This window comes from Viridibacillus sp. FSL R5-0888, assembly GCF_038009105.1.
GTDB lineage: Bacteria > Bacillota > Bacilli > Bacillales_A > Planococcaceae > Viridibacillus > Viridibacillus arenosi.
Window position 1 is genome coordinate 2487322 of the sequence record NZ_JBBPAU010000001.1, and the last position, 12598, is coordinate 2499919.

16 protein-coding genes and 1 pseudogene are annotated in these 12598 nt (G+C 33.7%); 2 read left to right on the plus strand and 15 right to left on the minus strand.

The features are described from left to right. Nucleotides 1–8: 8 nt before the first annotated feature. The 8 genes from MKY02_RS12285 to MKY02_RS12315 all read right to left on the minus strand — a co-directional run bounded on the left by MKY02_RS12285 (nt 9) and on the right by MKY02_RS12315 (nt 4779). Nucleotides 9–494, minus strand: a complete 486-nt coding sequence (locus MKY02_RS12285) for an RHS repeat-associated core domain-containing protein (RefSeq protein WP_235175686.1) — start codon at nt 492–494, stop codon at nt 9–11. A gap of 717 nt (nt 495–1211) precedes the next feature. Then, a complete protein-coding gene (locus MKY02_RS12290; protein ID WP_340711691.1) occupies nt 1212–1991 on the minus strand; it encodes an alpha/beta fold hydrolase in 780 nt (259 codons plus the stop codon). Between the two features lie 283 nt (nt 1992–2274). After that, on the minus strand, nt 2275–2427 hold the full coding sequence (locus tag MKY02_RS12295) for a hypothetical protein (protein WP_235175685.1): 153 nt from the start codon (nt 2425–2427) through the stop codon (nt 2275–2277). 73 nt (nt 2428–2500) lie between these two features. Then, nucleotides 2501–2635 (minus strand): SAP domain-containing protein, encoded by a 135-nt coding sequence (locus MKY02_RS22025; protein WP_235175705.1) that lies wholly within the window; start codon nt 2633–2635, stop codon nt 2501–2503. A gap of 304 nt (nt 2636–2939) precedes the next feature. After that, on the minus strand, nt 2940–3155 hold the full coding sequence (locus MKY02_RS12300; RefSeq protein WP_038181067.1) for a DUF3955 domain-containing protein: 216 nt from the start codon (nt 3153–3155) through the stop codon (nt 2940–2942). A gap of 28 nt (nt 3156–3183) precedes the next feature. After that, the gene (locus MKY02_RS12305) at nt 3184–3393 is read right to left on the minus strand and encodes a helix-turn-helix domain-containing protein (RefSeq protein WP_038181065.1); all 210 of its coding nucleotides are present in this window, start codon (nt 3391–3393) and stop codon (nt 3184–3186) included. An 8-nt stretch (nt 3394–3401) separates the two neighbouring features. Beyond that, nucleotides 3402–3881: a DUF2975 domain-containing protein gene (locus tag MKY02_RS12310; protein WP_038181064.1), complete on the minus strand. Its 480-nt coding sequence runs from the start codon at nt 3879–3881 to the stop codon at nt 3402–3404. 415 nt (nt 3882–4296) lie between these two features. Further along, nucleotides 4297–4779, minus strand: coding sequence for a CcdC family protein (locus MKY02_RS12315; RefSeq protein ID WP_038181063.1), 483 nt, complete (start codon nt 4777–4779; stop codon nt 4297–4299). Between the two features lie 215 nt (nt 4780–4994). On the opposite strand from MKY02_RS12315, the gene MKY02_RS12320 reads away from it, so the two are divergent. Next, the gene (locus tag MKY02_RS12320) at nt 4995–5414 is read left to right on the plus strand and encodes a hypothetical protein (protein ID WP_038181061.1); all 420 of its coding nucleotides are present in this window, start codon (nt 4995–4997) and stop codon (nt 5412–5414) included. A gap of 146 nt (nt 5415–5560) precedes the next feature. Here the strand turns inward: MKY02_RS12320 and MKY02_RS12325 are convergent, their stop codons facing one another. The 4 genes and pseudogenes from MKY02_RS12325 to MKY02_RS22030 form a co-directional block, all read right to left on the minus strand. Beyond that, the gene (locus MKY02_RS12325) at nt 5561–6223 is read right to left on the minus strand and encodes an MBL fold metallo-hydrolase (RefSeq protein ID WP_340709068.1); all 663 of its coding nucleotides are present in this window, start codon (nt 6221–6223) and stop codon (nt 5561–5563) included. 103 nt (nt 6224–6326) lie between these two features. Continuing rightward, a complete protein-coding gene (locus tag MKY02_RS12330) occupies nt 6327–7307 on the minus strand; it encodes an alpha/beta hydrolase (protein ID WP_340711261.1) in 981 nt (326 codons plus the stop codon). A 172-nt stretch (nt 7308–7479) separates the two neighbouring features. Further along, on the minus strand, nt 7480–8469 hold the full coding sequence (locus MKY02_RS12335; RefSeq protein ID WP_076035361.1) for an alpha/beta hydrolase: 990 nt from the start codon (nt 8467–8469) through the stop codon (nt 7480–7482). A 179-nt stretch (nt 8470–8648) separates the two neighbouring features. Continuing rightward, a pseudogene (locus MKY02_RS22030) lies at nt 8649–8790 on the minus strand (ATP-binding protein); the annotation flags it as partial. 236 nt (nt 8791–9026) lie between these two features. Here MKY02_RS22030 and MKY02_RS12340 point away from each other — a divergent pair. Further along, the gene (locus MKY02_RS12340) at nt 9027–9278 is read left to right on the plus strand and encodes a hypothetical protein (protein ID WP_155981219.1); all 252 of its coding nucleotides are present in this window, start codon (nt 9027–9029) and stop codon (nt 9276–9278) included. A gap of 54 nt (nt 9279–9332) precedes the next feature. Here the strand turns inward: MKY02_RS12340 and MKY02_RS12345 are convergent, their stop codons facing one another. From MKY02_RS12345 to MKY02_RS12355, 3 genes are all read right to left on the minus strand, one after another. Further along, the gene (locus MKY02_RS12345; RefSeq protein ID WP_081730169.1) at nt 9333–10739 is read right to left on the minus strand and encodes a serine hydrolase; all 1407 of its coding nucleotides are present in this window, start codon (nt 10737–10739) and stop codon (nt 9333–9335) included. Nucleotides 10740–10773: 34 nt separating this feature from the next. Continuing rightward, the gene (locus MKY02_RS12350) at nt 10774–11343 is read right to left on the minus strand and encodes a TetR/AcrR family transcriptional regulator (protein WP_038191452.1); all 570 of its coding nucleotides are present in this window, start codon (nt 11341–11343) and stop codon (nt 10774–10776) included. A 387-nt stretch (nt 11344–11730) separates the two neighbouring features. Further along, complete coding sequence (locus MKY02_RS12355) at nt 11731–12471, minus strand: alpha/beta hydrolase (protein WP_038191450.1); 741 nt, start codon at nt 12469–12471, stop codon at nt 11731–11733. Nucleotides 12472–12598: the final 127 nt, after the last annotated feature.

A 12598-nucleotide genomic window follows, 5' to 3' on the forward strand; every position in this document is an offset into this window, starting at 1 on the left:
TCTCTTTTCTATTTCATAGGTAATGCTAAAAAGCTACCATTTTCAGGATTATAAAATCTAGCTTGTAGATAATAATTTTTTGTTTCATGATCGTAATAATAACCTGCATAACGAATAGTGTTGTACTTAGCAATTTCGCCTTTTTCATCTAACACATTTCCAATCACACCATACGTATATGAACCTATTTCATTGTTACTATTATCTCGAATCGAAATAACATTACCACGTTGATTCGTCCAGTAATGGAATATTTTTTCTTTCCAATTACCTTCCGAACCTTTCTTCTTCACAATCATACCAAGCGGCGTATTACCATTCCATTGATAATATCTATATTCCAATATATTATTGTTTTCTTTAATGATTTCCAGTGTTAAATTATCATTACCATAATAATATTCGTATGATTTAGAACCCACAATCTTTTTACTCCGAAGATTTGTTTCATCATATTCATATCTAGCAATCTCTTTATCCGCTAAATCTGTCACTCGAACTTGTTGACCCAGTCCATTGTATTCATACTTAAAGTTTTCATCTTGAGTTAGATTTCCATCATCATCATAGTTGTAGGCCTGTCCATTTTTTATTTTGATTTGATTGGCTGCGTTATATTCAAAGGAATCTGTTTGTTTAATCGATATGCGTTCTTTACGATTGCCTACTGCATCGTAATCATAAGCATTTGTTGAACCATCTGGCAGTTTTTCATTTGTTAACTGACTATTTGCATCATATTCAAATTTAGATGTTCCTTTGTCACTTTCTTCTTGTCTTATATTCCCAGATTTATCATAGGTGTAATGGAATTGACTTGCTACTTGATCTTCTTGTTATACTGGATTATTTCTAAAAGATTAAATTTATTGAACTGATTGATTCGTTCAAATAAATCTGTATTAACCTTGATAGAACTTTCATTATTTGCTATATCTTCATCAACTTTGTAGCTTTGAAGCAATTTCTCTAGGGGTCATCTTTTTCAAGCTCCACTGATATCGATAGTTGTTAGTAAGCCCGAAATACAATTAATATGCGCACCTTTCCGGTACGCACGACGAATGGCCATCTATCTGAAATTTATTCAAATAGATGGCTATTTTGCACATATGGCTTGGATATTTTTCGACCAAGGCATGTAGCTATTTAAGGTGGGGGCTATTTGACGCTTACAAATTAATTGGCGACGGTGTTGCTATTCCGAGTCGTTATGCAAAAGAAGATAATAATTGGTTGAATCTATCTCGCTCCTCTAAAAAAGCGCAATGGCCGCTGTATTGGAACGGAACTAGCTTCGAATTTTTGATCAGCTTATTTGTTTCCTCAGCTTGGGTAAACGGAACGACTTTATCATGAATTCCGTGAATAATTAATGTGGGTACATCGATCTGACCAAGATCGTTGTAAACATTTTCATCTCTAAGCGTGACCATAATGGCGGAAGTCGCCCAATTCGCCGCTTGTAATCCCATTAAAACGAACCAATCGGATTTCGGTTCGGAAATATACTGAAAGAAAAAAATTCCCGTTTGGTCTTGCAGCATTTGCGGTCGGTCATGATTTGTATCTTCGATGATTTTATTTATAAATTCTTTTGGAACGCTAGATGGAGAGGCAGCGTCAATCAGGACGAGTTTAGATACCCCATACCCTTTGTAACGAGCCATATAACGAATCGAGATTGCTCCTCCTGTAGAGTGTCCTGCCAGTGTTATGTTTTTTAACTGTAACGCTTCGATGACCATGCGGACATCATCTGCTAATCTATCGAAACTGTACCCGCTAAAAGGTTTATCCGAATTGCCATATCCCCTCCAGTCCATTCCGATACAACGATATCCAAGTGTTGGAAGGAAGTTGAACTGATATTCGAACTGGTTATGGTTTAGCGGCCATCCATGAATAAAAAGTATCGTTTTATTTCCCTTTGGATTGATGTCCTCTATAAATACGTTGACGCCTGGTTCGACAGTTACAAAGTATCCCAGGTGTATCACCCCAATTATTAAAAAGTAATTTCCCATTAAGATATTCACCCAAGGCAGCGTGTATGCCTAATTTCGGCGTTAAACTTTGTTGAGATATTGCGAAGAGGTTTCTGATGAATACTTTCTACCTTTAATTAAATAAAGAGCTGTCTGAACAACTCAAAGATCTTCTACTAAAGCACCCGTTAGCTTAATAAGGAACAATAACTGATAAACTAGGTTTAATGTATTCTCCTGTTGAAGCATTAAAGCTCGCTGCTTTCATTTCTGTCTGGTCACTATTCTAACCTATCACTAATATTAGGTTAATATTTCTCTCTGTGTCTTTTCTAAGTATAAAATTATAACCTTTCGCCCAATATTTACCAGGATAAATACTGCCCGTTTTCAGTGCTATTTTAAGCAACTCTGGTGAATCATACTTAATATCTTCCAATATTACAAACTCCTTTTTGGGATAAGGAGATGCATCATACGCTGTTAAATCATCTGCTTGATCAATTTTCCCCTTATGAATGATTACCAAAAAAACTTATTAGTATCTGGTACTCCAAAAGCAATGTTTGAAGAAAGAAAACAATTCTATCTGTGATTTCAACTTTAGAACCTGAAGTACTTAACCCATTTTCTCTACAAAAAACCAGTAGTTCTTCTTTTAATCAGTAAAAATTTCTGAAATCTTTTTCATTCAAATCCCTTGATAATATGGGTCGCATTTCATTCACCTCTTTTGTATTTAAATCCCATTATAGAATATTGGTTTCCAAATGTCCTTGCTAATATTTTTTTAAACTCTTCTTGTACTAAACTGCCTCTTTAGTTGAAGAAGGAGCTTTTTTAATTGCACTTTTACAATAAAACTACATAATTAAAGATTGGTATAATATTAATAAAATTAAATATTTTACAATTTAATATTATGTTTAAAAGGTAAATAGTGTACGTTTGTTAATTAGAAATTTGAGTTTTTTTAAACATTGAAATTAATGCCATACCAATTACTAATACAATGCCTAAGAAGAATAGTAAAAAACCAATTGGAATCAAGAAAAAGGGTTCTTCTAAGGTACCGTCTGAAGCCACGTTACTCCCTATTATTGCTTTTGCAATAAGGCAAATTACTCCTAAAAAAATTGGTGTAGATGCAATTAAATACTTTTTCATAATCATTTTCCTCCCATTAAAAATTAGTTTAATCATTTTTTTTATATTCCAAGATATCACCTGGTTGACAGTCTAATACTTCACATATTTTTTTTAAAGTTGAAAACTTGATAGCTTTTGCTTTTCCATTCTTTAATATTGAAACGTTCGCCATTGTGATACCTAGTTTTCCCGATAATTCAGTAACACTCATTTTCCTCTTTGCCAGCATTACATCAAGATTAACTATGATAACCATGTTACACCTCAAATCGTAAATTCGTTATCCTGCTTTATTTCACTTGCTCTACGCATTAAATAAGAAAGCAAAGAAGTAAATACAGAAATAACAATTGCAAAAAACAGAATAAGCAAAAGAATCATTAATAGATTAGTGTTGTAATTTCTAATGATAACGGTGTATAGCAATGCAACAGCATATAATGCCCCTTCTATCATTGCTAACACACTTATTAGCTTTAACCTTTTCGCATTTTCAACTGTAAAATCATTACCCACGCTAATATCTGAACAGATAATCCAACCTACACATAAAGCTATAAAGTATGGAACTCCAGTTATCCAAATAAACACTAAAAAAGGATTAAATAACGGCTTTAAAGATTTAGATTCTAGTAATACATTCCTTCCGATTTCTGGTCCAACGAAGATACAGAATAACAATCCAAATAATCCGCAAAAAACAATTATTAATTTTAACCATTTTGCTAATTCCTTTTGTTTCATAATTCACCGCCTTCTCAACTTCCTATAGCTATAATAATAATTAAAAAAACATCCTTAGTCAATAATCTTTTATCGTAAAACGATAAAAGATTATTGTTACTTACATTTGTTGCAAAAAAAAGACCAGGCTCAATACCGATAATCACCTCTATTTGTTACCTGCCTCGTTAGTTCAATAAGTTCACGTTATCCTTCTTAGATCAAACCCCTCGTCTTTGTACAGCAAATAAGAAATCCCACTTCTAAATTAACAAAAAAGATCGATTCCTTTAAGGAATCGATCTTTTACTTGTTAAATGTTCGTTTGTTTTTATAACTCGTTTATTGAACTAAAGCAACCGCTAGTTTAAGTGCATTTATTCACAAACTTATACTTCTTTTTTCATTTTGGAGGGTGTTAGAGATATACGAAGTTCTACAAACTGACTGTATTTTTTAGTTTAAGAACCTTTTTATACTTTATATAGCAAGCTATTCTCCAAGGAATTAAATAACAAATAACAAGTAAGAAAATTAGCATATTGAGTGTACCTGATTCGATAGTAGAAATATGTTGTCGAAAATAATAACGTAAAGCAATCATAATGGCGAAAGTAATTATAAAAGCAGGACTTTTCTTAGCATAAATTAAACCATCATTTCGTATTTCATAATCTGACCATAAAATAAGAGGAATAGAAAAACCCACTCCTAAAAAAATTGCTATTGATAATTGAAGGTATGTGACGTGCCCAGAAGCGTTTAGAAGAAATGAAAATCCTGGTGTTAAAAATAGAATAGGAAGAATTATTCGCCCTCCTCTACCTTTGGTTGGTTTGTACATAGAACGGATTCTACGAACTAAAATGAACAATCCAATAATTAGAAACATAGAAGTAGCTGGTATTGCAGTTTGCATAAAAACCTCCCTGAATTATGTTTTAATATATCTATTATTACATAAATTTCAATAAAAACTATATTTTCACTTATACAACTAAGCTGCCCCTATAGTCCAATAAAGAAAAAAGAGCTGCATATGCAACTCAACGATCTTCAAGTAAAGCACCCGTTAGTTGAATAAGCATGTATAACAAAATATTCTTTGGTAAGTCTAAATCTAAGGTGATAAATGTGATTCGTAAAATATTATTTACGTCAATTCCTATACTTTTCCTATTTAATCTAATTATAGTAAGTGCACAAAGCACAACAAATATTGAACTTCTTGATATTCAAAAACATAAGATTATAAAAATCCCAATAAATCCGGAAATACAATTAGAGACCAAAAAAATTATTGAAGAAATTGACAATATTGTTGTAAAAATAAAACCTATTCCAGACAAAGGTTTTATAGTTAAAATCCCCTTAACTCCATCTCTTCGTATAGAAAATAAATGGGTGAATACTTTGATTGATGAAGTTATCATTATTATTCCCGAAGATGAAAAGCCTTATTTACTCATATTTGATAATGAAAGTAAGCCTCATTTTTTCACCATTAAAACAGAAATTGATACGTTACTAAAAACTTTAGATATCTCCCTTTAAAAAAGACCACTTATTGGTCTTTTTATTTTGTACTTCTTCAACTAACCTACCCCTTTAGTTGAATAAGAAAAAAGAGCTGTCTAATGTCTAAACAGCTCAATAATCTTCAAGTAAAGTGCTCAATTGCTGAAGAAAGTTCTAGAATTTTAATATGAAATTACTTCTTGAATCTGGTCATGAATATTTCCCTTACTTAACCCTCCGTGGTAACAAACCACTGATTCAATGTCGAGGTCTAAGTATTTCTTCAAAGAGAGACGAGCTTCTTTTATATCCAGGACTGTCGGGGCATGAATCCCTTTAATTATTCCGTTTTCACTGTACATTGAATCCCCAGCAATCAGTGTTTTACTTTGTTCCAAATATAGACTGATATGGCCAGGTGTATGCCCTGGAGTATGGATGATACGAATTCCACCACAATACGGCAATTCTTGACCGTCTTTCAAGGTATCGTCCACTTTGCCCTTAGGGGGGTTCTCTAGATGCCCGTCTTTTAAAAGAGATAAATCCCCTTGAATATAAGGCTTATCCAGATCGTGAGCATATACTTTAATATTACTTCCACACTCCTGTAATATCTCAGGAATACTACCTATATGATCTATATCCTGATGCGTCAATATTATGACTTTTAGTTTATCAAACGATATTCCCACCTTTTCCATTGCCACTCGTATATCTTCAATTTGTCCAGGAAATCCAGTGTCTATTAAAACAGCCATTTCTTGATTCCATAAAAGAGTTGGATGAATAATAATCCCATTAAATTCAAGATGAAGCATTTCTACTCCTTTATAAATCCCCAATAATTTAGTCCCCTTTATAATTAAATTTCGTTTATGTAAAAATAGATTTGGTTACACAAAAAATTTGAAAGAATAAAGCTAATTTTGTACGTTATCCTTACTTCTACTTTACTTCTTTCATAAATACTCTAACGTTTTTAGCGATTTCTTTGAATTTGGTATGGTGTAAATAATGTGATCCATCCATGGTTACTACTTTTCCATGTACCGAGTCTTTGATCTGCCCTTCATGCAGAGGTATCCATCCTGCTACACCTTCATTATTCGCTTGTACAAAGAGAAGAAGTGGAAGATCTTTAGGAAAGGTTAAAACTTGAGCCCCTTTAAAATTAGACGAAATATGCTCCATCTCATTCAAGGTAGTGTCATTATACATGTTTTTATTCGAAATCATTTTCATTTGCTCTACGGTTTTTTCATCAAATGCCAGTCCAGCATAGGGGTCAGCACTTATTTTCATGGTCAATCTTAAGAGACCCGATTTTTTGAGGAATGCAAACGTTTTTAATGGGAATTTGATATCCATACCTGGTTGTGTTGCAACACTGCTATCGATTCCGACAAATGCAGTCACCTCGTTTGGATATTTGTTCACATAATCAATTCCATAAATGCCTGTAATGGAGTGGCCCATGAGCATGTATCTGTTAATATTAAGCTGCTGTAGAGCTTCATGAACTTCACTTACCAAATTCTCCGTGGTTCGCTTTTTTTCAGTTTCATCACTTAATCCATAACCGAAAGGCTCTACCGCAACAACTTTGTAAAATGGAGATAATTCATCGATAAGAAGCTTAAAATCAAGCCCTGGTGTAGCTGTTCCATAACCAGGCAGGAGCACGATCGTTTCCTCGCCCTCGCCTTGAATTAACACATTCATATTTTTCCCGTCTACAGATACGTGCTGACCGTAGGGCACTATTCGTTTTTGCTCCGAATGACTACTCATCACATTAGTGATATAAACAATACCTAGAAAAAGAACAATGGCTATAACGATTGCTCCTATGATTTTAAGTAAGATGTTTCGCACTTTCTTTATTTTCGTTCCACTCCCTGTTTTGTTTTCCTCTTGTTGTGTCACTGTCATCTTCTCCTGTCCTGTCCTGATCTGTTTGTTTGTTTGGCTTCCTTAATGTACCGGTAATGAAATCTTAACCAATGAAGATGTACTCCCCATGACGATAATATGAACTGAATATGAACAAGCAAAAAATACTGCGGCATCATATCTTAGAAGCTTACACATGATGAATTCATTGGATTTCTTCCATAAACGTCCTAAAGTTTTTAACGATTTCTTTGTAATGGGAACGATATAAATAATGTCCTGCTTCCAGTAGTACCACTTTTCCATGTACAGAATCTTTTTTTTGCTTTTCATGCTCGGGTATCCATCTATCCGTTGCTGGATGATTCGCTTGGATAAAGAAAATAACAGGAAGATTTTTGGGGAATGTTGAATTTTCAGCCCTTTTAAAATTAGAATACATATTTTCAATTTCATTTAATTGGTTGGGATTATACATGTTTTTGTGCATAAGAATTCTGATTTGTTCTATTGTTTGATCATCATAGGGTAGTTCAGCATATACATCGGTATCCGGTTTCATTAGCAATCTGGTGAAACCTGATTTTTTGAGTAGTTTAACAGTTTCTATTTCTGAAGATGAAAACCTCTTCTCGCTTAGCGTTGGAACACTGCTATCGAGCCCGACAAATGCACTCACTTCATTTGGATACTTGTTCACATAATCGAGTCCGTAAATCCCTGAAATGGAGTGGCCCATTAGAATATAACGATCAATATGAAGACCCTGTAAAGCTTCATGAATTTCACTTACAATATTCTCCGTACTTCGTTCCTTTTCGGTTAGATCACTTAATCCATAACCAAAAGATTCAACTACGACGACTTTGTAATATGGTGATAGCTCTTCTATTAGCGGCTTAAAATCAAGAGCAGGTGCTGCAGTTCCAAAACCAGGTAGTAGCACGACAGTTTCTTCGCCTTCTCCTTGAATCAGAACATTCATATTTTTCCCATCTATCGCTACGTGCTGACCATAGGGCTCTAATCTTTTTTGCTCCGAATGATTACTGATGATATTAACTGTATAAACAATGGCTAGAAAAAGCACGATTGCTAGTACGATTGCTCCTATGATTTTAAGCAAAATGCTTCGTACTTTCTTTGATTTCGTTCCATTCCTCGTTTTCATTTCCTCTGTTTGTGTCACTCTCATCTTCTCCTGTTCTAATCTGTTTATTCAGCTACCTTAACGGTGCGACTAATGAAAGCTTAACCAACAAAGATGTACTCCCCATGACGACAATATGAACTGAATGTGAACTGTCAAAAAAATGCTACGGCTCATATGCAAGGAAGCTTGCATATGAGCCGTAGCATAGAGAATGAATCTAACTAATCTGTTGGTGTAGTGATTGGCAAGGTGACGATGAAGGTCGTTCCTTGACCAGGTTCACTTTCCACTCGGATGTCATCTTGATGAAGCGATACGATCTGTTTAACGATGGCGAGTCCCCATACCACTACCGTCATACTTATGGTAAGTTATCAAAATCTACTCGTTCTTTAAAAGTTGTTACTTGAGAATATTAATTCTCTCGTTTAAGAAATAGATGAATTCATCAACATCAAATTCGTTACAAGTTTTGGATACTCGTAACAGGTATTTTTGATAGTGATATAAAACTAACCAAAAACATGAATGAAGAAATTATATATAAGTATTGCAGTGGAATAACTAAAAGTTATAAAGATGTAATTCCCGGAGCGATAATGCTCATAAGTCTTAGTGTAGTTTCCAACAAACCGTTTGCTTCAACAAGTTCATCTTCCTTACTTATTTCTGGAATTAATGAAAAGGAAATACTTGAGTATATCGGTTGCATCAAACCCAACACACATTGGAGAAAAACCAATCCAATCATTATTCCAATGTCAGATCCAATCAGTAAAGAACTCATTAGTTCATTAGGTGATGTAGTTAGCATTGTACAAGAATTGATTCTTTCACTCCTTGCTAATTAAAGCGCCCTATAATTGAATGTTTTTTTATTTGTAGTATTTTGCCCATGGAAATGCTTATGTAATTTTCTTTTTAAGAATTGTTATTATTAAAGTCATAATTCCATTAAGAGCAAATATTACTACCAAACAATAGATTAATAATGCTATGTCCGGTGCGAAGAAACTAATACTTTTCCATGGGGTACCTATAACATAAACAAATAGTGGGATCAATCCCACAGCTAGGAGGAGTGAAATGATTCCAACAGTTAACGGTATTTTTTTATTTAGAACCTTCTTTCTTCTAAGACTGAAGAAATAGATTATCGTTAAAATAGCTAAGAGTAATGTAATCCCCAGTAAACTCCATTGGATACTATAGCTTTGTACAGGCAATTCATCTGGTCCTTTCCCGCTCAGGATAGATCGAATTCCATTCATTATATGAGAAACTTGAGCATCTTCTATAAAATTATATTTATTGGTTAAAAGTACTGCTGCAATATTTTCTTCAGGTATAAAAAACATTTGCGCTCTAAAATCAGATGTGGCCCCACCGTGGAAAGGGTAATGTTCTGTTTTAGAAAAATGCCAACCGTAACCGTATGTTTTACCTTCTACTGGAGGAGTTTTTAATAACTCAAGGTTTTGTTCTGATAATAAGTCTCCGCCCTCTAACATAAATTTTAAAAATTTCGCTAAATCATTTGAACTTGAAGCAATATAGCCGTAAGGTGCTCCCGCATGATCATAAAATCCATCACTTACAACTGGCTTACCAAACCATGACTCAAAACCAGGTATGTATCCTTTTTCTACCGCACTTTCATAATCAGCAGCGGAATTTTCCATACCAAGCGGGGTGAAAATATTCGTATTCAAAAAATCTGAAAAGGTTTGATTCGAAACATTTTCAACAATTGCCCCTAAGAGTAAATAGTTAGCAGAGTTATATTCATAAGCCTCTCCAGGCTCGTGAGATAACGCTACACCGCTAAGTTCTTTTATAGCTTGAGTGATTCCCCCCTCTTTCGGCCTATCCTTGTCCGTCACTTTAAGACCTTCAATCTCACTAATACCACTTGTTTGTTCTAATAGATGCAAAACTGTAATTTGTTTTGAACTGTCTGTTTGATAGGTAAACGATGGGATATAGGACTGTATCGGTTCATCCAGCTTTATTTTGCCATCTTCCACTAACATCATAATAGAAAGAGATGTAATTGGTTTGCTTAAAGAACCGATAAGAAACGGTGTGTCTGCTGTTACATTTGACCCATCACTTAAAACACCCCATTGATTTTGATAAATCGTTTCTCCGTTTTCTAATATTACCAATGATGTGCCGGGAATATTATACATATCTAAGGACTCATCCATAAAATTTGTTATTTTTTGTTTAGTATCTTCCGTTTTAGCAGAAGCAGAAAAAGGGGGTAGTAGGAGTAGTAAGCTCCCTAAAAAAATGATTGCTTTTTTCATTGTTTTTCTCCTCATATGAACAATCAACATTCTATTAAACTCTAATTGTTTCTTTTTTTAAATAGGTCTCTAATAAGTCAATTAACAACTTATACGTTTGATCAAGGTCAAATTCGTCATCGAACATTTTTTGGAGGGCTAGTCCATCGAAGCAAGCCAATAAAATACCGGCAAGGGCATCAGTTTCTTTAGCTTCAAAGTTTAGGTTCTTTAAGGGATTAGAAAGACTCTCTCTCCCGTTTAGTAAAATGTTTGCTACTTCTTGTTTATATGGATCATTCTTTAATCCTAAAGAATAAAGCTCATATCTCCAACGATACCAATCAGGATCTTTTTCTACTCTTGATTTAATTTCAAACAAAACATCCAATGGATTTATTTCCGACTCTTTTTTGCCATCATATTGAATATGGTATCGTTTTTGAATATCACTCTGGACGGAGAATAACAACTCTTCCTTATTCTTAAAATAATAATGAACAAGTCCAGGAGTAATGCCAGCTTCGTGAGCAATGTCCTTTATAGAGGCACTATTGAATCCCTTCCTGCTAAAAACTTTAAATGCTGCATCAATTAATCTTTGACGTTTATCCTTAGCACTCATTTTATCTCTCCTTATTGTTTGGTCGACCAACCAAATTATATTTCGTATCGCAGCAAAAAGTCAATTGAATATTCAGAATTTTTTTGCTTTTATTAATATAAAGTAGCGTTATTTCATAAAAAAGTGTGGCTGTTAAAAGAAGATTATCAACGAAAAATTCCTTTTTTTATTCAATTAAATGGCCCGATTGTTGAACAAAGAAATACTTTACAAAATAGATCTATTATCAAACTTTGTTATAAATGATCAGACTTTTTTATAAATTATTGAACTTTAATTTAAATTCACAGTATTTGTTATTCAACTAAACTGCTCCTTTAGTTGAATAAGGAATCAGCTTTACTCCTTCTTGAAGTAAAGCTATCGTTATTAGGAGATTCATTAAAACTACCAAGTTAAATCATTTAAGAATGTAAGAATATCCTTATTCACGTCGTTAATGTCCGTGCCTAATGTCATTAAATGTTTAGAGTTCGGATACCCCTTCATTGTTTTTTGATTCGTCGCAGAGCTTTGAAAAATCACCTCTGCACTCTCTTTATACAAAGGATCATCTAATTCACCATATAATATACGAATTGGTGACGTTAAAAGTGCTAATTTATCCATCGTTATTTCAATTAACTGTTGGAACTCAACTAACGAATCGATAGACATATTTTGAAGTCGTTTCATTTCTAAATTTATTTGTTCTTCATTTTTCCCTTCAAATTTTTTGTATACTTTTGCATAATGAAAGACACGCTTTTGTAGAAAAAGAGCTTCCCTATGTATTGGCACTGACATTGTCACAATACCATTTACCTCCAACTCTTGACCAACTTTTAATGCAAACACACCACCAAGAGAAAGACCAATCACAGCTATTTTTTCAAAACCTTCATCCTTCAACAACTGGTAACCGTTTAGTACATCTTGCCACCAATCTGAAGGTCTATATGTGAGAAGTTCTTCGGCTGTTAAACCATGTCCACTGTATAATGGTGCATAACAAGAATAATTGTTCTTTTGCAAATACTTCCCTAACTTTTTCATATCAATTGTATTGCTTGTAAAAGAATGTAATAGTAAAACGGCTTTCTCTCCACCTTTATAGAAAAAAGGCTTAGGGGGTACTATTTTCATCATTATTTTGAATACCTCACTAACATATTCTTAGATTCTAATTAAATAGCTGAACATCTAGTTTTTATAATTCCTTTAGTATAACATCCATTGGTTATTGAACTTATTAGCTTAGATGAAATAGAACGTT

Excerpts from the sequence above, each read along its gene's own strand:
- MKY02_RS12355 (WP_038191450.1), bottom strand. The coding sequence starts at position 12,471 with ATGATGAAAATAGTACCCCCTAAGCCTTTTTTCTATAAAGGTGGAGAG.
- MKY02_RS12310 (WP_038181064.1), bottom strand. The coding sequence starts at position 3,881 with ATGAAACAAAAGGAATTAGCAAAATGGTTAAAATTAATAATTGTTTTT.
- MKY02_RS12300 (WP_038181067.1), bottom strand. The coding sequence starts at position 3,155 with ATGAAAAAGTATTTAATTGCATCTACACCAATTTTTTTAGGAGTAATT.
- MKY02_RS12350 (WP_038191452.1), bottom strand. The coding sequence starts at position 11,343 with ATGAGTGCTAAGGATAAACGTCAAAGATTAATTGATGCAGCATTTAAA.
- MKY02_RS12345 (WP_081730169.1), bottom strand. The coding sequence starts at position 10,739 with ATGAAAAAAGCAATCATTTTTTTAGGGAGCTTACTACTCCTACTACCC.
- MKY02_RS12335 (WP_076035361.1), bottom strand. The coding sequence starts at position 8,469 with ATGAGAGTGACACAAACAGAGGAAATGAAAACGAGGAATGGAACGAAA.
- MKY02_RS12305 (WP_038181065.1), bottom strand. The coding sequence starts at position 3,393 with ATGGTTATCATAGTTAATCTTGATGTAATGCTGGCAAAGAGGAAAATG.
- MKY02_RS12315 (WP_038181063.1), bottom strand. The coding sequence starts at position 4,779 with ATGCAAACTGCAATACCAGCTACTTCTATGTTTCTAATTATTGGATTG.
- MKY02_RS12340 (WP_155981219.1), top strand. The coding sequence starts at position 9,027 with ATGCTCATAAGTCTTAGTGTAGTTTCCAACAAACCGTTTGCTTCAACA.